Raw genomic sequence first — 22,889 nt, 5'->3', positions numbered from 1 at the left:
TCGTCTAATTTGCTACTGCGGCCTTAGCCGCGGCTGGCCCTGGCGTTGCCTGAAGCTTGGACCCCATGCGCCGCAGCCGTGCTCACTTCCGCCACTTCGTCGTCCTGGCTCTTGTCCAACAGCACCTGTTGTGAACGCAAGGACTCCAGCTGCTCGGGTGCGGCCATAGCCACCGGCTTGGGCTCGACCTGCATCTTGGGGCGCACCCGCTGCAGGCCCTTGACCACTATGCGATCGTTAGCGCTCAAGCCCTGGCTGATGATCCTCAGGCCCCTGACCTTCTCCCCCAGGGTGACCCCGCGGTATTCGAGTTGATTCTGTTCATTGACCAGGAGTACAAACTTGTTGTTGAGATCTGTGCCTATGGCCTTGTCATCGATCAACACGGCATCATAGCTGGCACTGCCCGCCACACGGATGCGGGCAAACAGACCGGGCAACAGCAGATTGTCTCTGTTGTCGAAACTGGCCCTGACCCTGATGGTACCCGTGCGCTGATCGACGGCATTGTCGACGAAATCGACCTTGCCCACGTAGTTGAAGTCGCTGTCGTTGGCCAGCGCCATGTACACAGGATTGCCACCGTCGCGCTTGTCGGCCAACTTGCCCTGGGCCGTTAAACGGGCGTATTTGAGGTATGTCTGCTCATCGACATCGAAATAGGCATGCATGTTGGCGGTCGATACCAGACGGGTCAGCTGACTCTGGCCGGCGCTGACATAGTTGCCCGCCGTCACCAGAGCGTAAGACACCCGGCCCGCTATCGGCGCCGTGACCTTAGTGTAAGACAGGTCCAACTTGGCCTTGTCCAGCGCCGCCTGCACCGAAGCCACCGCCGCCGCGGTTTGGCGTTTATGGGCCAGACGTGAGTCGAGCAATTCTGCCGACACTGCGTTATGACCGAAGAGCTTGTTCGCCCGCTCGAAATCGTTGGCAGCCAGTTGCTGTGCGGTTTGGGCACTGGTCAATTCGGCGCTCAGGCGTTGCACTTCGGCAATGAAGGCGTTGGGATCTATCTGGAATAAGAGCTCGCCGGCTTCCACCATGGCGCCTTCCTTGAAGTGCACCTCCTGGATATACCCAGATACCCTGGGCACCAGGGTCACGGTTTCCGGCGCCTGCAAGCGACCGGTAAACTCATCCCATTCTGTGATGCGCTCCTGGATCACTTGGGCGACGTCCACCTGAGGCAGCGCCTGTTGGCCAGCCTGCTCCGCCTGTGGCTGACTACAAGCGCTCAGGACCAGGGCCGCCCCGGCTAAGACAAGATGTCGAAAGTGTGTATTGCTCATAGTCATATCCTCAGTTCGCTGTCGGGGCACGTCTCTGTCTTCCCCGGATTCATTACGTCAATCTTGCCCCTCGGCATATATGTACCAAGCGGTAAAAAAGTTCTGTACCGAACGGTAATATATAGCCTAAAATATTTCTGTCAACGAATTTTATACCGAGTAGTATGAAATTAAATTGACAGGCCAGACAGGCCGGGGATAACCTGACCAGGAGTAAGGATTTAATTCCCAAAGTCGGCTGATGCCGATTTGTCAGCATAGGATGTGCCCAAGACGAGACTGACGACAGCCGTCAGGGAATGTGCCCGAGCGGAGTGAAAGCAGCCAATCAGGGGCTTTCATTAGATGTGCCAATAGATGGACAGGGGTAAAACCAGTGTTTATCCTATGGGCACTTTAGAACAGAGGAGCCATAGAATGTCAGCAGCCAACTGCCCCCCAAGCGTCGGGCGTCCACGTTGTTTCGACATAGATCAAGCACTGGAGCAAGCCCTTGGCGTTTTTTGGCGCAAGGGTTATGAAGGCACCTCGTTAACGGATTTGACCGAGGCCATGGGGATCAACAAACCCAGCCTATATGCCGCCTTCGGTAACAAAGAGCAGTTATTTCTCAAGGCGATAGAACTCTATGAGAACCGCCCCTGCGCCTTCTTCTATCCGGCGCTGACACAACCGACGGCGCTGGCCGTGGCCGAATTCATGCTTTATGGCGCCGCCAGGAGCTATGCTGACAGCAGCCTGCCCCAGGGCTGCCTGGTGGTGCAGGGAGCCCTCTCCTGCAGCGAAGCCGCCGCCTCGGTGAAGCAGGCACTGATCACCCGCAGGCGCGAAGGTGAACAGGCCCTATTCCAACGTTTCGAGGCAGCCCAGCAAGAGGGAGATCTGCCTGCCGATATCAATCCCAAGGTCCTGGCACGCTACATAGGGACTGTGCTGCAGGGCATGGCCATTCAGGCAACCCATGGCGTCAGCAGCGACGACCTGCTGCAAGTGGCGCGACTGGCCTTGAGCAACTTCCCGCGCCGCCCTGAGCCGAGCGCTTAAGCCAGCCACAGCCCATGTGACATAGTCTAAGTCGCGAGTTGCTGTGGCCAGGCTCAGGCCACAGCATGCGGCTTACCTCGGCGCCCTTTCCTCTTCTCGGCTTCCCAGCTTCCCAGGCAAATTTACACTGGATCGAAAGCGACGGCGACATACGATATCCCGGCGGTGACTGAGGTATGAGACTGAGGTATGATAGGCCGGCCGCGACTCTGGCAGGGATATTCATGATAGGGATGACGATGAAACGCATAGTGTTTTTACTCCATTTGGCAGTGATATTTTTTCAGCCATGGTGCTTGTCACAGGCCGGAGAAGCGATAGCTGTTACGGCGGCGCCGCTGCCAGCCAAACTCATGTTAGCCGCCGAAGACAGCTGGCCGCCCTTCGCCGATGACCTGGGCCATGGCCTGTCTCACCGGCTGATTGCCGCGGCTTTCGGACGGCGCGGGATCGAGGTCGAAAGCCTGGTGGTGCCCTATCAGAGGGCCATGATGATGGCCGAGAAAGGCAATGTTGACGGTGTCTTCAATGTTGCCCGTCAAAGCAGCACCCGGACGCGTTTCGTCTTCGGGGAGCGGCCCTTGTTTACCGCCAGTGCCTCCTTCTACCATAAGGTGGATAAACGACTGGCTGCCAAGGATAAATGGTCGCTGCCCAAGGGCACTGTGATAGGCATAATTAGCGGCTATGAATACGGTGATGAGCTGGCCAAACTGACCCAGCTGCAACTCGTCAAGGTGGATAATCAGCAACAGCTGATCAACTTGCTCTTGATAGGCAGGATCCATGGCGCCATCATGTATGACGCCGTCGCCCGGGAGCAGCTGCAACTTATGGGGGTCGCCGACGAGATAGTGCCGGCCTTCGCCAACCACAGCAGCGATATCTTCCTGGCGTTTTCGAAACAGAATCCGGCCGCAAAGACCCTGGCGCAACAGCTGGATCTCGGCCTGACAGAATTGCAACAGAACGGAGAATACGCCAAGTTGCTGGCACAATTGGGCCCGCTCGGCCGTCCCTAAGGCGCCTGTGTACACCACAGGCCTGAACCACTCACCTGCCCTTGCAGGATACGGAAGTAACCTAGATCTAAACCTATGCCGAATAACGCCTCACCCCACTACAGCCCGGACTATTGTCACAATGTGCAGATTTACTACGAAGATACGGATTTCTCCGGGGTCGTGTATCACCCCAACTTTCTTAAGTATTTCGAACGGGCCAGGGAACATGTGATAGGAGCCGGGGTGCTGAGCCGACTCTGGCATGAGCAGCAATTGGGCTTCGCCGTGTATAAGACGGAGATGCTCTGCCTCGAAGGCGTCGAGTTTGCCGATCTGGTTCAGGTACGAACCCGCTTCTATTTCGAAAGCAAGTACCGCACGGTTTGGTTGCAGGAGATCTGGCGCGAAGGCGGCAAGAAAGCCGCCGTCAGCGCCACCATAGAGATGGTGTGTATGGATAGCCAGCGCCGGCTATGCCCCATGCCGGAGGCCCTGTTGCACAGCCTCAGCCAGGATTTCGCAGCGCCGCCCGGGTTATAGCCGCCGAACTAGTCTTTGTTTGCCGCGCGCGCCTGCAGCTGTGGCCAACTGCCCTCCAGCTCGGATGCCGTCATTGGGGGGGCGAAGAAATCCCCCTGAATGACATCCGCGCCCATGACCTGCAGCGCATCCCGCACCGCCTTGGTCTCCACCCCTTCGACCGTGACCTCGAACCCCAGTTTCTTCGCCAGGCTGATGCTGGCGCCCATGATGTGGGCCGCCTGTTCATCCACCAGCAAGTCTTCGAGGAAGGCCTTGTCTATCTTGACCTCATCGACGGGCAGATGCTTGAGATAAGCCAGCGAAGAATGCCCAGTGCCGAAGTCATCGATCGCCAACCTGACGCCTATGGCACGCAATTGATGCAAGGTGGTCAGCGCCCGCTGCAGATCTGTCATCAGGGTGCTCTCGGTGATCTCTATCACCAGGGCATCGGCCGGCAACCGGTAATGTTCCAGCCGAGCCGCTATCTCTTCGGCCAGGCCGTCGTTGTCCAGATCACTGGTGGAAAGATTGAGCGCCACCTGAAACGTTAGCCCTGCCAGGCGCCATGCGGCTTGCTGCGCCAGTACTTGCTCCAGCGCCCACTTGCTGACCAGATCTATCATGCCGGCATACTCGGCCAGGGGGATAAACTCGGCCGGCGACACTGTGCCCAGCGAGCCATGTTCCCAGCGGATCAAGGCCTCCATCTGGGTGCAACGCCCCGAACTCAGGGCCAACTTGGGCTGATACACCATGTGCAGCCTATCCAGCTGCAAGTCCTTGGGCAGGCTGCTGATCAACTGTAATTCCCGCTGATGTACCAGGTCGTCGCCCGAACCGTAGCTGGCCACCCCATCCCTGGCATTCCTGGCCTTCTTCAATGCCAGATCCAGCCGGCGCAGCATCTGGCTCAGATCCGCATGGTGTTGTCCCAAGTCGAGCAAGCCTATGTGCACCTTGATGGCTATGGGGGTGCCCTTGACGTCGAAAGGCACCTGCATCCGCCCCTTGAGCTTATGCAGCTGCGCCTCATCCACCTGGGTATCGTAATACAGCAGAAACTCATCGCCATTCATCCGGCTGATGAAGCTGGGTGCCTGTTTCAGATGCTGCAGTCTCTGGGAAAACAGCCGCAGCAACTCGTCACCGAAGGCGAAGCCCAGCAGATCGTTGACATACCTGAACCTGTGTACATCGATCAACACCAGCGCCCCCCGGGTCAGGGGCATGGAGGCACAGGTATAACGTTTAAAGCCGACTCTGTTGGCCAGCCCGGTCAACCTGTCGCGGGTGATGTCTTCGGGCAGGCTCAGCAGCAGTTCGCTCAGGCTCTGGTACAGGGGCTGAAAAGCCGCGGGAACGGGAGAGATATTCAGTGGCAGGTGCAGATGCTGTTGCTGCGCCAGCTGGCGTTGCAGCTCGGCGAGAAAGCGTCGCCGCCTCAGTAGCTGCCACAGCCAGAGCCCAAGGAGTGCCGTCAGTATGCCGGCGAGTGCACCCGGCCACCACAGTTGGCCAGTCATGGCCTGCCTCTGCTAATCCTATGGCTCACTCGCATGCCTCCAGTCTCGGCACTCGGCCGTGGGTGGGTTAATTCAACTTATTCATAGCTTTGCTTGATGGAGTTAAACTTATCCAGAAACTCGGCGCCAGCCAGTTCGTTGGCGGAAACCGGCAAGCCACGTTGGATGAAGGGGGCCAGGCGCGACTCGAGTTCGCCCCCTGTCCTGAGCTCGCCGGTATAGAAGGCGGCGCAGCGCACAAAATCCAGGTAAGTCACCTGCTCGGGCAGGTAGGGCAGATCGGCCCAGCGCTCGACCACTTCCATCACCTCGGGAGCAAATTCCCAGCTTTTCAGCACGGCCCGGCCCAATGGCCCTTGCAGCTTGCGCACCAGGGCACGCAGCTGATCTACGCTGCCGAAGAGCTCGGGATGGGCTTCGGCTTCGGTCAACACAGGCAAGGCGCCTATGTTGTGAACCAGCCCGGCCAGGGTCAGGGTATCCGTATTCAAGCCAGTGTTGCCATGCTTGGCATTGTAGAGTTGCAACATGGCACAGGCGGCGGCCGTCACTTCTATCGAAGTGCTCCAGACTTCATCCATGACTTCCCACACCATTTCGTTGGTGGAGATGAATAACTGCTCCATGGCGACCGAGGTGGCTATGGTCTTTATCTGTTGCAGGCCGATGCGGGTCACGGCGCTGTTGATATTGTCGACCGGCACACCGCGACTGAACAGGGCACTGTTGGCCACCTTGATGATCCGGGCCGAAATGGCGGCATCCTGACCAATAACATCGGCCACTTGCTTGAGACCCGAGTCGCTGCGGCCAACGACCTCCTGCACCCGCATCGCCACTTCCGGCAGGGTGGGCAGTAATAAGGCATCATCTTTGAGTTTCTTTAACAAACCGACCAAGAGTTGGTGTTCGGTAGACATTCTGACTCCATCAAGCGCTTCGCTGTTGCAACTATGTTGACGAGTATATCAGCTAGTGGCTAGCTGGTATGGGCAAAAAATCGGCAATCGAACCCGCTACTGGATGCGGGGATGGCGGCAGGCACAAGGAAACAGCATCAGCGCCAGGCGCTTTGAATCCCTATAACCCTATTTTTTATGAGTAATACTGCATCTTGGTATGGCTTTATCCCGATGATCGGAGATAATAGCCGTTTTCGGGCCGCCCGCCCCAGGTACCGTCAGCGGTAAGATAAAGGCACCGTCAGCGCTAAGATAAAGGTGCCGTCAGCTGTAAGCCAAATAGAGGCGCCCCCAGCTGGTTAGGCAAATACAGCTGAAGATGATGCCTTTAGCTCATTAGCAGGCCCCAGCCATTACCACCCCTTGTCCAGGATGATTATGACTATGAATCAAAGGAATGCCACAGTGTTGAATCAGGAAGTTCGCCTCAATCAGGGCGACGAACTCATCTCCATCACGGATAAGCGTGGTGTCATCAGCTATGTAAACACCCGCTTCATCGAGGTCTCGGGCTACAGCCAACAGGAGCTGCTCGGCAGCAACCATAATCTGGTGCGTCATCCAGAGATGCCGAAAGCCGCCTTCAAGGAACTGTGGGACAAGCTCAAGGCGGGGCAATCCTGGCGTGGCATAGTCAAGAATCGCTGTAAGGATGGCCGTTATTATTGGGTCGATGCCTTCGTCTCTCCCCTGTTCGAAGGGGGACAAATTGTCGGTTATCAATCCGTCCGTGTGCCGACCACGGCCGCCCAAGTCAGTCGGGCCGAGCGCATTTACCAACGCCTGAACCAAGGCAAGCCGGTGCGGGATCCGCTGTCGCTGCTGCAAAAACGTCAGTTGTCGGCGCTGGTAGCCGGCTTGGGACTGGCGTTGACAGGGTATTTCTGGGGTTGGGAGGTCATACTCGCCGGCGGGCTCTTGATGGCGCTCAATCTGGCCATCTTCTATGACGAGGCCTTTCGTGTCCCCGCCCGCCTGATGGCCTTGAAACAGAATTACGATTCTGTGAGTCGTTTCATCTATTGCGGCAACGACACCTCCTCGGTGCTCGACTTCCAGCTGCTGATGCAACAGGCCAAGATGCAGGGCGTGTTGGGCCGGACCCAAGATCAAGCCAACCAGTTGCACTCTATTGCCGATCAGATGGTCGTCGCCACCCAACAGACCCACGTCAGTCTGGACAGGGAGAAGCACCAGCTGGAACAGATAGCCACGGCCATGGGGCAGATGAGCAGCACTATCACAGAGGTCGCCCACAATGCCCACAGCACCTCGAACAGCATAGAAACCGCCTATAAGTTATGTATCGACAGTCGCGACAGCATGCATGCCAACACCCATAACGTGGAAGCGCTGGCCCAGGCGGTCTCGGATGCGGCCGCCAACGCCAAACAGCTGAATATCGAGGCAGAACAAGTCGCCAACGCCATGGGTGAAATCGACGCCATCGCCGAGCAGACCAATTTGCTGGCGCTCAACGCCGCCATAGAAGCGGCCAGGGCCGGTGAGCAGGGTCGCGGATTTGCCGTGGTCGCCGATGAGGTACGGGCCCTGTCGAGCCGCACCCAACTGTCGACCGAAAGCATCTCCAAGAGTCTGGATAAGATGTTTTCCATGCTCACCAGCTGGGCACAACAAATGGATCTCAGCCGGCAACAGGCAGATAGCTGTGCCCAGGAGATCCTCGCCTCGGCCGGCAAGATAGACACCATATACCAGGAAGTCAGTGGCATACACGCGTTCGCCCAGCAAAATGCCGTGGCGGCCGAACAGCAAACCCAGGTAGTGGCCGAGATCAGCAACAATATTAATGATATAAATCAGCTGAGCACAGAGAACCTAACGGCTGCACAGGTGATAGGCGAAGCGGCACTCGAGCTGCAACAGAGTGCCGATAAAGCCAGGGCATTGCGTCATACCTTCGGTTAGGCCAGAGGGCTGCCGGCCGTTTTGCGGCCGGCTGCAGGCTCAACTTCCTGGCTCCCTGGCCCCCAGTTGCATCCATGCCACAGGCAGCCGCAGCCACTAACCATTAACAGTCTAATTACAATGGGAAAACCGCCGATTTATTCGACTCTCCTGCCGACGGAATAACCAAGCATAAACCCCAGATAAGTATGCTGCGGCGGCAAATCTCTCGCGACCCGAGCTGAATCGTTTTACATCCCAGGGCTAAGGCGGTAATCTTTGCCCCTTTCCGTTTCAAGGGGTGAATTATCATGCATGGCAACGCCAATACAGCCGGCACCGAGCGCGCAGGTCTGAACACTCAGCCCCCAATAAAAGGTGCACCACAGGTGGCAGAACAAGCACAACATCGCAACATAAAGACGATACTCACCTTCATCATTCCTTCCCTGATAGGCCTGCTGTTATTCATGACGCCGGTAAGCTACCAGGGCGCCGTGACTATCCCTATCGCCATCATCTCCAAGGCCCTGCAAAATGCCTTGGGTGACTATGCGACCCTTGTCGTCACCTGCGTCGTCGTAGCCACTGGCCTGGCCTCGTTGCTGACCAAGATATTCAGACCCCAATTTGTGCTCAACAACGAGTTTCTCAATGGCTTGCTGAATATCAGCCCACTCTGGTTCTTTATCCGCTGCCTGGGCACAGTCTTCATCCTGATGACCTACCTGGGACTGGGGCCTGTGGCCATACATTCCGCCAGCACAGGCGCCCTGGTGCTGAACGATCTCTTGCCCGTGTTGTTATCCGTGTTCATCTTTGCCGGTATGTTGTTGCCGCTGCTGCTCAATTTCGGCCTGCTGGAGTTATTCGGCACCCTGTTGACCAAGGTGATGCGCCCGGTATTTAACCTGCCCGGCCGCAGCGCCATCGACTGCATGGCCTCCTGGCTCGGCGACGGCAGTGTCGGTATTCTGCTGACCAGCAAGCAATTCGAAGGTCGCTTCTATACCCAGAGAGAGGCGGCTGTCATAGGCACTACCTTCTCGGCCGTGTCCATCACCTTCAGCCTAGTGGTCATCTCTCAGGTGAAACTGGGGCATATGTTCGTGCCTTTCTACCTGACAGTCTGCCTGGCAGGCTTCGCCGCCGCCATCATAGTGCCGAAACTGCCGCCGCTGTCGTGGAAGAAAGACAACTATGTCGATGAAACCCCGCGCCATGTGGACGATGAAGTGATCCCCGCCGGGCATCATGTGTTTTCCTGGGGCTTCGATCTGGCGCTGCAGAAGGCGGATCGCGCCGGTGGCATCAAGCAACTGCTCAGCGAAGGCATCAAAACCGTGGTCGACATGGTGTTCGGCATCATACCTGTGGTGATGGCCATAGGCACAGTGGCGCTGATCGTTGCCGAATATACCCCGGTATTCAACTACCTGGGCATGCCTTTCATTCCTTTGCTGGAACTGCTGCAGATCCCAGAAGCCACGGCCGCGTCCAAGACCATAGTGGTAGGTTTCGCCGACATGTTCATCCCCTCGATTTTGGCGGGCAGCATAGAGTCGGACATGACGCGTTTCGTCATCGCCGCCCTGTCCGTGACTCAGCTGATCTACATGAGCGAAGTCGGTGCCCTGCTGCTGGGCAGCAAGATCCCGGTGAATTTCATCGAGCTGTTCGTGGTGTTCATACTGCGCACCTTAGTGACCCTGCCCGTCATCGCCGGTGTCGCTCACCTGATTTTCTAGCGTTCGCACCTGATTTTCTAGTGCTGAACCCAGGTATGGCCATAGGCCATACCTGGGCCACCTCCCCGCCATCCCCTTAGCCGCAGCGCCGGCCAGCTGGCGCTTCAGTGCCGCAGTCATCGCTCTTCCATGTCATTCAGACGTCATCTTGCTGTCATCAATCGGTCAAGCCCCATGCCTACTCTTGAGCCAGAAACCTTAGCTCAGGTGATCACAGATGACATTAGCCCGGACCCAAGATCCAACGGCCCTATTTCCCCCCAAAACGCAGCGACAGGACGCAGGCGCGGGCCACGCCCCAGGCAACAAGACCACCCATTATCATGCCCTCTGGCTATCCGACATACATCTGGGCTGCAAAGACTGTAAGGCCGAATTCCTGCTGCAATTGCTGGCGCAAACCCAGGCGAAACACATCTATCTGGTGGGCGACATCATAGACTTCTGGGCGTTGAAACGCCGCATCTACTGGCCGGAAAGTCATAACCAGGTGCTGCAAAGGCTGTTGCAACTGGCAAGCGACGGCACCCGCATCCTCTATGTTCCCGGCAACCACGATGAATTGCTCAAGCCCTACGCAGATCTCAAACTCTGGGACATAGCCCTGGCGCGGGAATATATCCACCTGACCTCGAGCGGCAAGCAGTTGCTCATGGTGCATGGCGATCAATTCGACTCCCAGGTCTGTGTCGGCCGCTTCTACGCCCGCCTGGGCGATCACCTCTACGATTTGCTGTTATTCCTCAACCGCAAGCTGCATCAGGTCCGCGGCCCCCTGGGTTACCCCTACTGGTCGCTGGCCAGCTACATCAAACTCAGGGTCGGCAAGGCGCAGGAGGCCATCAGGCGCTATCGTCAGGCGGTGGTGGACTATGCCAGGCGCCAGGGGGTCGATGGGGTGATCTGTGGCCATATCCACCAGCCAGAGTTGTCGCTGCAACAAGAACTCATCTATGCCAACGACGGTGACTGGATAGAAAACTGCACCCTGCTGGCCGAAACCAACCAGGGGGAGCTGCAACTGCTGCGCTGGGACGAAGCCATAGGCACCACCCGCATCGTCTCGGCCGTCACTCTGGCCGCACCATGTGCCGCCCCCCATGACCACAAAAGCATGCCTACCCAGGCGACCTCAACACAAGAAGAAGTAGCCTGAACCTAAGGTGGACCCCATGATTTTTACCGTAGATAGAGTCGTCGAAGATAACCTTCCCGGCATCAACCAGAAACCCTGGCTGGCCAAACCGGCCAAGGCCATGCTGCGTTACCTGCTCAACGAGAAACAATGCAACGAGATAGCCAATCAATTCTCCTACCTGCAAGGGGTCGACTTCGTCGAGCAGGTGCTCACCAGCTTCGACTTCAGCTTTACCGTGCCGGACAACGAAATTGAAAACATCCCCTGCGACGGCAGGGTCGTCATCTTCGCCAATCACCCCATAGGCTCGCTGGATGCGCTGGCATTGATCAAACTCATCAGTGAGATCCGCCCCGACATCAAGGTGGTGGCCAACGAGCTGCTGATGGCATTGACGCCGCTGCACTCCATACTGCTGCCGGTGCGCAACATGACGGGCGGCACCCCCAAGCAGCATCTGGAAAAGATCCGCCAGCATCTGCGCAACGAAGGCGCCGTGCTCATCTTCCCCTCGGGAGAAGTCTCCAGGCTGCGCCCCAACGGCGTCAGGGACACCCAGTGGCAGTCCGGCTTCCTCAAACTGGCCATTTCCTGCAACGCGCCGCTGCTGCCCATGTTCGTCGACGCCAAGAACTCGGCCACCTTCTACGGCGCTTCGATGATCTACAAGCCCCTGGCCAGCCTGCTGCTGGTCAAGGAGATGTTCAAACAGGCCAAACGCAACATGCCTATCCGCATCGGCGAGCTGATCCCCAGCGAAGCCGTGCGCAGCGTCGATTTTCCGCTCAAGACCAAGGTCGGCCTGCTGAAGAACCACCTGTACCGCATAGGCAAGGACAGAAAGCCGCTGTTCACCACCCAGAGCGCCATCGCCCACCCCGAGGCCCGCAGCGAGTTGCAGGCGGCACTGCAGCAATGTGAATTATTGGGGGAAACCCAGGACAAGAAGTTGATCTACCTGTACCAGCATAAGGACAGGAATCCCATAATGCGCGAGATAGGCAGGCTGAGGGAAATCGCCTTTCGTGCCGTGGGAGAAGGCACGGGCAAGCGCCGCGACACGGATAAATACGATCCTTACTACCAGCACTTGGTGCTGTGGGATCCCCAGGAGCTGGAGATAGTCGGTGCCTACCGCTTCGCCAGTGCGGCCAAGGTGCATGAGCTCCAGGGCGACAATGCCCTCTACAGCCAGTCCCTGTTCCAGTATTCGGCCGAGTTTGCCCCCTACTTCGAGCGCGGCCTGGAGCTGGGACGCAGCTTCGTGCAGCCCAAGTATTGGGGGAAACGCAGCCTGGATTACCTCTGGTATGGCATAGGCGCCTTCCTGGGCAAACATCCTGAGTATCGCTATCTGTTCGGCCCTGTGTCCATCAGCAACCAGCTGCCCGGCAGTGCCCGCGAAATGCTGGTGCATTTCTACCAGCGCCAATTCGGCACCCCGACCCAACTGGCGCAATCCATGTCGCCCTTCGGCCTGTCCGAGGCGCAAAAAGCCAAGCTGGATGCCCTGTACCAGGATGAGGACTATCAGGAAAATTTCAAACAACTGAAGCAGACGCTGGCCAGCATGGGGGCGGCGGTGCCAACCCTCTACAAACAATACGGTGAGTTATGCCAGGAGCAGGGGGTGCAGTTTCTGGCCTTCGGCGTCGATGTCGACTTCGGCGACTGTATCGATGGCCTGGTGTTGGTGGATACCCACAAACTCAAGCATAAGAAGCGCAGCCGCTACATAGACAGCCACCTGGCGGAGCTGAATCTGGCGACCGAGGAGCCGGAAGTCTTGGCCTAGGCGGCGCCATGCCTGGCCGTTACCCCGGCCAGGCATGTGACTCCGACTCGTACCCGATTAGAGTGCCCAGCCGCCCATGTAGAAGCACACAAGGCCAAGGGTAATGAGCAGCACGCCGGGTTTCAGTCGACGCCACTCGCCGCTGCATAGACGTCCCACCACCAGAGTCACGAACCCCAGCATGATGCCCGTCACTATGTTGCAGCTGAGGATGATGAACACGGCGCAGGTCAAGCCCGCCATGGCATCGACCCTGTCGTTGAAATCCAGCTTGGTCACATTGCTCAGCATCAGCAGCCCCACATACATGAGTGCCGGCGCGGTCGCGTACGCAGGCACCAGATAGCTCAAGGGGGCCAGGAACATCATGACCAAAAACAACACCCCGACTATGGTCGCCGTCAGGCCCGTCTTGCCGCCGGCGGCCGTGCCTGCCGCGGATTCTATGTAGACGGCGGCGGGAGCACCACCGACAACACCGGCAAACATGCTGCTGACCGAGTCAGAGGTCAGGGCCTTGCCACCGCCTATGATATTGTCTTGCTTGTCGAGCAAGTCCGCCTGACCGGCAACGGCGCGTATTGTGCCTGTGGCATCGAAAATGGCCGTCATCACCAGTGCCAGCACTATCGGCAGCACCACAGGATTGAGCGCCCCCATCACATCCAGCTGGCCTATGAGCGAATGTTCCGAGCCCAGATCCGGCCAGGCGAACAGCCCCTGGTACTTGACCGCAGGATCGAACACCAAGCCAAATACAGACAGGAGGATGATCACCAGCAGTATGCCCCCCGGCACGCCGCGACGCTCCAGTCCTATGGTCGCCGCCAGGCCCAGCACGGTTGCTATCACGGGCAGGCTGTTGATGTCACCGAGTTTGACCGGCAAACCCGCGTCGTTGGCGACGATCAGCTGCACGCTGTTGGTGGCGATCAGGAGCAGGAACAGGCCTATGCCTATGCCTGTACCATGGGCTATGCCCGCAGGCAGATTTGTCAGTACCCACTGACGTATGCCGGTCACACTCACCAGGGTGAAGCAGACGCCCATCAGGAAGATGGCCCCCAGGGTCACGGGAATGGACATGTGCTGGCCCAATACCAGACTGAAGGCGGTGAAGGCGGTCAGGGAGATAGCGCAGCCGATCGCCATGGGCAGATTGGCCCATAGCCCCATGAGCAAGGAGCCGAAGGTGGCGATGAGACAGGTGGCGATAAACACGGCTCCTGGATCGAATCCGGCCGTGCCCAGCATATTGGGCACCACTATCACCGAATACACCATGGCGAGAAACGTCGTCAGGCCGGCGATCACTTCCTGGCGCAGATGACTGCCCCTGGCCGTAATCTTGAAATAATTGTCGAGCAAGGCCTTAGGGGGTAAGGCGGTTGAACTGATAGATGCGGATTTCATATTGTTATACCTTTAACGCGCTCGCTCGAAGCAAGGCCATTTTTATCTTTGGGTATGTTTTATCTTTGGTAGAGTACGCCAGCCTCGGCTGCGCCGCGGATCATACTGGATTCTGATCGCGAATGCGAAATCTTGCTGCCGCCCGACTGTGCCCCGACGACTAAATGTTGACCTGGGCCTCACTTTGACCTGAACCCTGTTTGATCTGAGCCCAGTTTGATCTGAGCCCAGTTTGACCTGAGCCCAGTTTGACCGCGGCTTTCTGTGCTCTGCGCCTATGAGCTATGACAGGGAGCCCAGCGGCGCCATACCGTCCAGGGCAATCGCCGGGAAAAACCTCTGGGAAATGGGCTTAAGGAGCAACAAGGGCTACACTAAGCCAAGAAGCAAAGAGACCAGACTGGCGGCGATCCCGTGCCGCCTGAGGAAGCATTATGGATGAAAGGCGCATGTTCTCGAGAGTGTTATTTGCCGCACCGGCACAACTGCACCAGAAGCTGCGGAGCTGGCCCACCCATATACTGGATTTGAGCCTCAACGGCGCCCTGGTCGAAGAACCCCAAGACTTTGATCCCAAACCCGATGAAGTGCTGTGGCTGAGCCTTTACTTGCCAGATTCGGATATCCAGGTGCGGATGGAGACCCTGCTGGTCCATAGGGACAGGCGCCAGCTGGGGCTCAAGTGTACCCATATAGACATAGACAGCATCTCGCATCTGCGGCGCATGATGGAACTGAACCTGGGCGACGCCTCCCTGCTGAACCGGGAGTTGCTCCGCTTCGTCCAGCGCCATGACACTGAGCCCTACGGCTAGCGGCCGTTACCCTGCCCTCTACCTGCAGGTATCACGGCCAGGCTCAAATGGCCTCCAGCGCCTCGGACAACTTAGTCACCCCTATCACCTGCATTCCCGGCGGAAACTTCTTCGGCACATTGGCCTTGGGCACTATCGCCCGCTTGAAGCCATGCTTGGCCGCCTCGATCAACCTTTCCTGGCCGTTGGGCACGGGGCGGATTTCCCCGGACAGCCCCACCTCGCCGAAGGCCACCAGCTCGCTCGGCAGTATCTCGCCCCTGAAGCTGGACACCATGGCCAGCAGCAAAGTGAGATCGGCGCTGGTCTCGCTGACCTTGACGCCACCGACCACGTTGACGAACACGTCCTGATCCGACATCTGCAAGCCACCGTGGCGATGCATCACAGCCAACAACATGGCCAAGCGGTTGGCGTCCATGCCGACGGCGACCCGCCGCGGGTTGGCCAGCGCCGAATCATCCACCAGCACCTGCAGCTCCACCAGCAGCGGCCTGGTACCTTCCCATACCACCATCACCAAGGAACCTGAGGCCGCTTCGTCGCCGCGGGACAGGAAGATAGCCGACGGGTTGGCCACTTCCTTCAGGCCGCGCTCCGTCATGGCGAACACCCCCAGCTCGTTGATGGCCCCGAAGCGGTTCTTATGGGATCTCAGGGTGCGGTAACGGCTGTCGCTGTCGCCCTCAAACATCACGGAACAATCTATGCAATGCTCCAACACCTTGGGGCCGGCCAGGCTGCCGTCCTTGGTGACATGGCCCACCATGATGACGGCTATGCCATGCTGCTTGGCGAAGCGGGTCAGGAAGGAGGCGGACTCGCGCACCTGGGATACGCTGCCGGGGGAGGATTGCACATCACTCATGTGCATCACCTGGATAGAGTCGATCACTATCACCTTGGGCAATTCCTGCAGGGCTATCTCGCAGATTTGCTCGACGCTGGTCTCAGACAGCATGCGCAAGCGGGTCGTCGGCAGGCCCAACCTGTGGGCGCGCATGGCGACCTGTTGCAAGGACTCTTCCCCCGTCACATACAAGGCCGGCATCACCTCGGCCAACTGGCATAGGGTCTGCAGCAAGAGGGTACTCTTGCCCGCCCCAGGGTGACCGCCTATGAGGATGGCCGAGCCGGGCACTATGCCGCCGCCGAGCACCCGGTCCAGCTCGCCGAAATAGCTGGCGATTCTGGGTAATTCGTTGAGATCTATCTGATCCAGTGTCTGTACCGCACTCGGGCCGGCACCGGCATAACCGGCAAATTTACTGCCCCGCCCAGGGCTTATCGCACCCAACCTGACTTCTGTGATGGTATTCCATTCATTACATGCACTACACTGTCCCTGCCAACGGGGAAAGTCTTGTCCACACTCATTGCATACATACGCGGTTTTATTTTTTGCCATAACTCATCGGGGTTCATATAAAATCAATAAAGTAGCCGGGATTGCGGCCGACATAAGACTAACAGCCAGATACATAATAAGCATTATAAAAGAACCTGTAGATGAGCCTAGAAGAACATAGCGCCTTAATAGCCCAACTCAAACCTCTGCTGATGGAACCCGATTTTGACGAGGTATTTCAGCAGCTGACGCTCGACGAGTCCAACTCCACCCGTTTCCTGGTCAAGATGGAGTTGAACCGTCTCGCCTCGCCCTGCACCCGCATCATAGATCTGCGCGATAAGTCCGAACTGCCATGCGACGAGGTCCGCCAGGGCCAGCTGAGGCATTTTCTCGACGCGCCGGCCAAGAGCGCATTGCTCGAAGCCATGTCGCTGTTCCGCGACAAGTATACCCTGGGGGTATACGAGCATGTGCTCCAGGCCCATAAGGAGCGGCGCCAACGCCAGAGGCAAGACAAGGCGCTGGACAAGAGCCAGGCAGACAACTTTCTGGTACCGGGCGTAGTGCTGGGTAATTATCTGTATCGCTGCGAGCAGCGGATGAACTACAGCATCAAGATCTCACTGCAACAGGGGTCGCAACCGGCCGTGGCCGGCGTCACCCTGGATCTCTCGGTCGGCGGCGCCCGAATTCGGCTGCCAAATCCTGTGGTTGTGGATCCCAGTGAGCCGGTGCGCATCAAGTTGTTGGAACTGGGCGAAGAGTATTATTTTCAGGATCTGCAACAGGGGATAGAGTATCAGATAATCGAGCTGGAGACGGACAACGACTTTAGCTGGATGCGGCTCAAACGCCTCGGGGGCTCACAGGCACTCTCAGATCTGCTAGAACAGGTGATCCTCAGCTATAAGTTGAGGTATAAGGTCGACATCAACGATGTGTTGCTCAGCACCACTGGCCTGGGCTTCGAACGTCACTATCTGCCGCACTTGCCCCACCTGCCGCTGTTTGTCGCCGGCTCGGCCCCAGCCCCTGTGCTGAAGCACATGCTGCTCAGCCAGGACAACAGCCAACTGCTGCACTATTTTCAGGATGAAAATAACATCAGCCAGCTTCCCGGCATGCTGACCCAGTCCAGGCTCACTGCCCTGCTCACGGAACCGGACAATGCCGAGCATTGCCTGTTCTTCTGTTTCACCCATCTGGTCCAGGGCAAACTCTTCTTCTATTCGGCGAGCCTGGCCGAGCTCAAGCAACAATCCAGGTTGGCCCTGTTCCTGGGCTTTGGCTCGACCAAGGCCAGCTGGCGGGTATTCAAGGTCATGCAGCATGAGATCAGCCACCAGAAAGGCTACAAACCTGCCATCTTGCCAGGCGACGACAACCGCTACTCTCCCTTGGTGGAGCAACAGCTGGCCGGCTTCAGCCATGTGCTGCAGTTGATGGACCTGAGCAGCGCCGCGGGGCAGCAGCATTACCAAGGCTGGCAATACGATACAGATGCCAACGCCCTCAAGGGCTTCGGCCAGGCGAAAATCACCGACAAGCCCATTAAACTGATCGCCATGGAGTTCAGTGAAAGGCGCCAGGAGTCCAGGTTTGCCTTCAAGACCAAGGTCAAGATCAACCTGGGACAAGAGGAGATCTCGGGTATCAGCCAGGATATCTCGGGCCGTGGACTGCAGATCAAGCTGGAGAAGATTCCCCAACTGGATAAGCAAGATAGGCAACAAGTCGTGCTGTTGAATTTCCCAAGTTTGCAATCACTGGCGGGCAAGACAGACTTGAGCCAGATGCCATACCGTTTGGTCAGGCAGCGCAAACGCGGCCAGGTATTGCATCTCAATGCCGTCATGGGGCATACGCCGCATGTGGGCATAGAGTTCCTGAACCGCTTGCTGGCCCACAACAAGGATAAGCTGGAACAGCTGGTCGAACGCCACGCCGAGGCGAAAGAGCTGGCCGATGGCATGAAGAACCTGCTGTTGCGCGAGCTGCACTCCATACCTTACTTCGTTGAAAAAACCGTGAAGTCGGCCAAGATAGCTTGTCTTGGAGTCGGCAACCCAGGCGCTCGCCTGAGTGCCCTGTTCGCGGCTGCGGCGGCAACACAGAGCTTCAACCTGGCCCCCCTGCTCAAGGATGGCGGGTTCAAACGCCTGCTCCTCGAGCCTATCCGCCAGATGAAAGCCAGTGACAACATGGATTTCTTCGAAGTCTTTATCCAGGTGTCACAGCCATCCAGCGGCAGATTGCACCTGAAGTCAGTCGCCGCCTGTGAGCTGGGAGAAACCCGGGCCCAAATCGACTTCATCCGCCAGGCGCGGACCATGGGGCGTTTCGTCGCCCTGCGGGTCTATCGCGGCGCCACCGACAAGCCGGACATGCAATACATAAGACGTGAACTTGAATACATCAGGGTGCATGCCAGCCACAGGGCCAAGCAACTGGAACAACAGCTGTGGCATATCATAGGAGTAGGTGAACTGCTGGACATAACCCAGGAAGTCGAGCTCAGATACCCTAAGCTGCATACCGATTGAGTCCAGCCTCAGGAACAAACACACAGCCGAAAGCCGCTGTAGCCCATATAGCATACTGAGGTAGCAGAGCTGCTGGACATAACCCGGGAAGTCGAACTCAGCGGCACTGGCGAGCTGAGTCCTGCCTCATAGCAGGGCTCCGCCAAGGCTAGCCGGCCCGATACCAGTCCAGGATCTGTGGAAAATGGTCCCGCTCGGCGTCGATATGGGTCAACATGTTGGCATGGCCATAATCGTGCAGAAAACCGTTGCGCCTGGCCAGCAGGGTAAACTTTGCCTCCTGCATGCCGCACTCGGTGAGCATCTCCTGCACATCCGCCGGATTGCCCAATACCTTGTCCCCCAGGCCGGCGATAAACCAGGCCGGCGGCCATTGAACATCCCTGGCGGCCACTCCGTAATCGAAGTCATCGTCATGATCTATCCAGGGTCCCCTGACCCAGTCGATGCTCTGGCTCAAGGAGGCGCGGCTCTCGTTGTCCATTCCCAGGCGCAGCCTGTCCGCGGCCAGATAGCCCTTGCCCTTGGCCAGGCCCGGGGCCAGACGATTCCAGAACAGATCCACCATCAGCCATTTCTGCAGCGATTTTATCTTGATGCGGCGTTTGCTGCCGAAGGTCAGCAGGGAACTGACACTGGGACGAATGTCGGCGAAACGGGCCAGGCAACTTGCCATCAGGACCCCGCCCCAGGAATGGCCACACCAGTGTACCCCGGCGGCATCCGGATGCCACTCGAGGATCGCCCGCTGCACCAGGGGGAGTTGCTCGCGAATGACCTCCCCCTGTCCCAGGCCGAAGCCCCGGCTAATCCTCGGGGTGCTCAGGCCCCGCCCGGCCGTGTCCAGCACATACACCACAAATCCCGCCCTGGCGAGAAAACAGGCCAGGCCTCGGCCGGACTGGCTGTAGAATACCCGTCCGTTGGACATGGCGCCATGCAGCATGAGGATGGGGGTCTTACCCATATCCGGCGTCGACGGCTGCACTCGCCTCAGATGCAGCCGACCATCGCGATAGGGAATAAAAACAGAGTCTTGCGCTACTGTTGATGCAGATATTGCTGAAGATGTTGCTGCTGAGGCGGTTTGCTGGGACACGGGAATTCACAGGCTAAACTAAGATACGAATAAATTAGCATCCAGGCAGCAGAAAACAAGAGTAAATACTCAAATCAGCGGTTTGAATACCGCCCGGCCTGGCCTGCCGCCAACGGGCAAGCCAGGAGCGGCAGCTTAGCCCAGCCGCAACAGATAAGGCAGCACCCGCAGATCCAAGCGTTCTATGCCAGCATCGGCGGCGGCGGCCAGCTTAGGCTTGGCATGGAAGGCGATGCCGAAATCTGCGGCCGTCACCATGGGAATATCGTTGGCACCATCGCCTATGGCCAGGCGCTGGCCTTCGGCTATCTGCCAGCGCTCGGCGCTGCTGCTGACCACATCGGCCTTGAACTGGGCATCCACCACCCTGCCCCTCACTTCGCCGCGCAATTTACCCTGCTCTATCACCAGTTCGTTAGCGAAGGCGGCATCCAGTTGCAGCAGCTGCTGCAGATGGCTGACGAAGGGGGTGAAGCCCCCCGAAGCCAGCACCAAACGCCAGCCGTGGGACTTGAGCTCTGTGACCATCTCCCTCAGCCCCGGCATCAGCGGCAAGTCGGCGCATAACCTGTCTATGATCCCCGCGTCGGCCCCCGCGAGTTGCGCCACCCTCTGGCGCAGGCTCTGCTCGAAATCCAGCTCACCCAGCATGGCCCGCTCGGTCACTGCGGCAACCGCCTCACCGACGCCGGCCATGGCAGCCAACTCGTCTATGCATTCTATCTCTATGGCCGTCGAGTCCATGTCCATCACCAGCAGCCCCGGCTTATTCAGCTGCGCCAGCGCCCCTGAGGGTATGAATAGCTCGGCCCCAAGATGCCCGGGGAAGGCCAGTCGCTGCGCCTGGCTCAAGGGCTGCGCCAGGCTGATTTCGGCGCCGTACAGGCCACAGCCGCGCAGGAGCCGCGCCATGCTGAAATCACACTCAAGCCGTGCCAGCCAGTCTGCCAACGCAGGCTCTGTCTCGAGATCCCGGTAGATTAGCCTGAAACTGTGCGCCGTGCCGGCACTGTCGGCTTCCGGATAACGGCCTATGATCCGGCCCTGAAACGCGCATGCCGATGACGCTTGCTCTCTTAACCATACAAATAAAGCGGCTTGGCTGGGCTTATCCATTAAGTCTTCTTCTCCGGCTATCGGCCTCACCCGGAATCCATTATGATTAGGCAAGCGCACGAACAATTAAGGGGCACAGTGTTATTTCTTAAAGGGCTAAAGAAGCGCCATAAGATCAGTCGACTGCTACAGGTTGCCATAGCACTGACCCTGATGGTGGGCCTCATTCAGCTGTGGCAGACAAGCCTACTACAAGGGCAAGAGCTTCTGAAGTCCCAAACACAAAAGATGGCCAGATTATTGGTACAGCAGACCGCCTATGGCGCCGCCCCGGCATTGCAGCTGCAAAACGATGAGCAACTCCAGTGGCTGACCAGTGCCTTGGTCGAAGATCCCAAGGTCATGGCGGCCACCATCTACAGCGAAGCCGGGTTGCGCCTGTCTTTCGCCCAGAGCCTGACCACAGAAGAGCTGGAGCCGGATTCGCCGGCCATGGCCGACTTGCTGGCCCCCTTCCCGCCCTATGTCGAACCCGTGGTTCAGGGCGGCAAGAACCTGGGTTATGTGGAAGTCAGGCTGGATCCCAAACGCTTCTTCGATGAGATCAAAGAAGCCCATCTGCATAACATGCAACAGCAACAGATAATGCTGATAGTCGCAGGGGTAATAGGCCTGCTGCTGGCCAGGGCCCTGTCATTCAAGCGGGCCGAATTCGATCGCCGCCGCCATAGGCTGAAGCAGAGGCAAATCAGCCAACAAAAAACCAAGCCAGGCAACCAGGCCTGAGCGGGCAACGACAGTCGCAGCACAGGACATAAAAAAGCCCCCGGGCGCGAGCGCACAGGGGCTTTTGCATTCAGCGGCCATTAGAGGGTAATGGCGGCGTCCAATGTCATTTCGATCATCTCGTTGAAGGTGGTTTGACGCTCATCGGAAGAGGTCTTCTCACCGGTACGAATATGATCCGATACGGTAACCACACACAGGGCTCGGGCACCGAACTCGTGGGCGACGCCATAGAGACCGGCGGCTTCCATTTCGACGCCGAGCACGCCCATCTTCTCCATCACATCGAACATCTGTGGATCCGGGGTGTAGAAGAGATCGGCCGAGAAGATGTTACCGACGCGGATCTTGGTGCCCTTGTTCTTGGCAGACTCGATCACCGCGTTCATCAGCTCATAGTTGGCGATGGCGGCAAAATCCTGGCCCTTGAAACGCAGACGGTTGACCGCAGAATCCGTGCAGGCACCCATGCCTATGATGACGTCGCGCACTTTCACATCTGTGCTGATGGCACCGCAGGTACCGACACGGATCAGGTTTTTCACGCCGTAATCACGGATAAGTTCGGTCGCGTAGATGGAGCAGGAAGGGATGCCCATGCCTGAACCCATGACTGAGATACGCTTGCCCTTGTAGGTTCCAGTGAAACCCAGCATGTTGCGCACATCTGTGACTTGCTCAACATTCTCCAAGAAGGTTTCGGCTATGTATTTTGCCCGCAGCGGATCGCCGGGAAACAGCATGGTTTCAGCAAATGCGCCATCGACAGCATTGATATGTGGTGTTGCCATTGAAATAACCCCTGTTTATTTTTAGTAAGACTCGAGTCTTTGTTTACTGCCGGCCCAAGATGGGGCCGGCAAATTCTATTCGTCGGCGAGGCGCCA

The 22,889-nt window shown here is 57.9% G+C and carries 17 protein-coding genes and 1 pseudogene; 10 read left to right on the top strand and 8 right to left on the bottom strand.

What is annotated here, in order from left to right; all coding sequences use genetic code 11:
- Window positions 1-23 precede the first annotated feature (23 nt).
- A complete protein-coding gene (locus tag LZP73_RS09375; protein WP_234234537.1) occupies window positions 24-1,292 on the bottom strand; it encodes an efflux RND transporter periplasmic adaptor subunit in 1,269 nt (422 codons plus the stop codon).
- A 417-nt stretch (window positions 1,293-1,709) separates the two neighbouring features.
- Here LZP73_RS09375 and LZP73_RS09370 point away from each other — a divergent pair, with 417 nt between their 5' ends.
- The 3 genes from LZP73_RS09370 (at window position 1,710) to LZP73_RS09360 (ending at window position 3,880) form a co-directional block, all read left to right on the top strand.
- The gene (locus LZP73_RS09370) at window positions 1,710-2,336 is read left to right on the top strand and encodes a TetR/AcrR family transcriptional regulator (protein ID WP_234234536.1); all 627 of its coding nucleotides are present in this window, start codon (window positions 1,710-1,712) and stop codon (window positions 2,334-2,336) included.
- Window positions 2,337-2,560: 224 nt separating this feature from the next.
- Window positions 2,561-3,358, top strand: a complete 798-nt coding sequence (locus tag LZP73_RS09365; protein WP_442800728.1) for a substrate-binding periplasmic protein — start codon at window positions 2,561-2,563, stop codon at window positions 3,356-3,358.
- 75 nt (window positions 3,359-3,433) lie between these two features.
- A complete protein-coding gene (locus tag LZP73_RS09360) occupies window positions 3,434-3,880 on the top strand; it encodes a thioesterase family protein (protein WP_234234534.1) in 447 nt (148 codons plus the stop codon).
- Between the two features lie 8 nt (window positions 3,881-3,888).
- Here the strand turns inward: LZP73_RS09360 and LZP73_RS09355 are convergent, their stop codons facing one another.
- On the bottom strand, window positions 3,889-5,388 hold the full coding sequence (locus LZP73_RS09355) for a putative bifunctional diguanylate cyclase/phosphodiesterase (protein ID WP_234234532.1): 1,500 nt from the start codon (window positions 5,386-5,388) through the stop codon (window positions 3,889-3,891).
- A gap of 77 nt (window positions 5,389-5,465) precedes the next feature.
- Window positions 5,466-6,308, bottom strand: a complete 843-nt coding sequence (locus LZP73_RS09350; protein WP_234234530.1) for an HDOD domain-containing protein — start codon at window positions 6,306-6,308, stop codon at window positions 5,466-5,468.
- A 420-nt stretch (window positions 6,309-6,728) separates the two neighbouring features.
- Here LZP73_RS09350 and LZP73_RS09345 point away from each other — a divergent pair, with 420 nt between their 5' ends.
- The 4 genes and pseudogenes from LZP73_RS09345 to LZP73_RS09330 form a co-directional block, all read left to right on the top strand.
- Window positions 6,729-8,279 carry a methyl-accepting chemotaxis protein gene (locus LZP73_RS09345; RefSeq protein ID WP_442800727.1) on the top strand — a complete coding sequence of 517 codons (1,551 nt, stop codon included), beginning with the start codon at window positions 6,729-6,731 and terminating at the stop codon, window positions 8,277-8,279.
- A gap of 449 nt (window positions 8,280-8,728) precedes the next feature.
- The gene (locus tag LZP73_RS09340; protein WP_267960154.1) at window positions 8,729-10,006 is read left to right on the top strand and encodes a YjiH family protein; all 1,278 of its coding nucleotides are present in this window, start codon (window positions 8,729-8,731) and stop codon (window positions 10,004-10,006) included.
- Between the two features lie 217 nt (window positions 10,007-10,223).
- Window positions 10,224-11,162 carry a UDP-2,3-diacylglucosamine diphosphatase gene (locus LZP73_RS09335; RefSeq protein ID WP_234234527.1) on the top strand — a complete coding sequence of 313 codons (939 nt, stop codon included), beginning with the start codon at window positions 10,224-10,226 and terminating at the stop codon, window positions 11,160-11,162.
- Window positions 11,158-12,939 (top strand): annotated as a pseudogene (locus tag LZP73_RS09330) (GNAT family N-acyltransferase); the annotation flags it as partial. The gene LZP73_RS09335 and the pseudogene LZP73_RS09330, both read left to right, overlap by 5 nt.
- A 57-nt stretch (window positions 12,940-12,996) precedes the next feature.
- Here the strand turns inward: LZP73_RS09330 and LZP73_RS09325 are convergent.
- Window positions 12,997-14,352: an NCS2 family permease gene (locus LZP73_RS09325; RefSeq protein ID WP_234234523.1), complete on the bottom strand. Its 1,356-nt coding sequence runs from the start codon at window positions 14,350-14,352 to the stop codon at window positions 12,997-12,999.
- Window positions 14,353-14,786: 434 nt separating this feature from the next.
- On the opposite strand from LZP73_RS09325, the gene LZP73_RS09320 reads away from it, so the two are divergent.
- Window positions 14,787-15,167 (top strand): PilZ domain-containing protein, encoded by a 381-nt coding sequence (locus LZP73_RS09320; protein WP_234234521.1) that lies wholly within the window; start codon window positions 14,787-14,789, stop codon window positions 15,165-15,167.
- Between the two features lie 43 nt (window positions 15,168-15,210).
- Here the strand turns inward: LZP73_RS09320 and radA are convergent, their stop codons facing one another.
- Complete coding sequence (gene radA, locus LZP73_RS09315; protein ID WP_234234520.1) at window positions 15,211-16,575, bottom strand: DNA repair protein RadA; 1,365 nt, start codon at window positions 16,573-16,575, stop codon at window positions 15,211-15,213.
- Between the two features lie 101 nt (window positions 16,576-16,676).
- On the opposite strand from radA, the gene LZP73_RS09310 reads away from it, so the two are divergent.
- Window positions 16,677-19,061, top strand: coding sequence for a PilZ domain-containing protein (locus LZP73_RS09310; RefSeq protein ID WP_234234518.1), 2,385 nt, complete (start codon window positions 16,677-16,679; stop codon window positions 19,059-19,061).
- Between the two features lie 148 nt (window positions 19,062-19,209).
- Here LZP73_RS09310 and LZP73_RS09305 read toward each other — a convergent pair whose 3' ends face one another.
- Together LZP73_RS09305 and serB are read right to left on the bottom strand one after the other, a co-directional pair.
- Window positions 19,210-20,028, bottom strand: coding sequence for an alpha/beta fold hydrolase (locus LZP73_RS09305; RefSeq protein ID WP_234234515.1), 819 nt, complete (start codon window positions 20,026-20,028; stop codon window positions 19,210-19,212).
- Between the two features lie 267 nt (window positions 20,029-20,295).
- Window positions 20,296-21,276 carry a phosphoserine phosphatase SerB gene (gene serB, locus LZP73_RS09300; protein ID WP_234234513.1) on the bottom strand — a complete coding sequence of 327 codons (981 nt, stop codon included), beginning with the start codon at window positions 21,274-21,276 and terminating at the stop codon, window positions 20,296-20,298.
- A 42-nt stretch (window positions 21,277-21,318) separates the two neighbouring features.
- On the opposite strand from serB, the gene LZP73_RS09295 reads away from it, so the two are divergent.
- Complete coding sequence (locus LZP73_RS09295) at window positions 21,319-22,002, top strand: YtjB family periplasmic protein (RefSeq protein WP_267960139.1); 684 nt, start codon at window positions 21,319-21,321, stop codon at window positions 22,000-22,002.
- Between the two features lie 80 nt (window positions 22,003-22,082).
- Here LZP73_RS09295 and deoD read toward each other — a convergent pair whose 3' ends face one another.
- Window positions 22,083-22,793, bottom strand: coding sequence for a purine-nucleoside phosphorylase (gene deoD, locus LZP73_RS09290; RefSeq protein ID WP_234234511.1), 711 nt, complete (start codon window positions 22,791-22,793; stop codon window positions 22,083-22,085).
- Window positions 22,794-22,889 lie beyond the last annotated feature (96 nt).

The organism is Shewanella sp. AS16 (assembly GCF_021412365.1).
In the GTDB taxonomy this organism is placed as follows: domain Bacteria; phylum Pseudomonadota; class Gammaproteobacteria; order Enterobacterales; family Shewanellaceae; genus Shewanella; species Shewanella salipaludis.
Note: the sequence above shows the minus strand (reverse complement) of the source record. Positions and strands in the feature narration are given on the sequence as shown.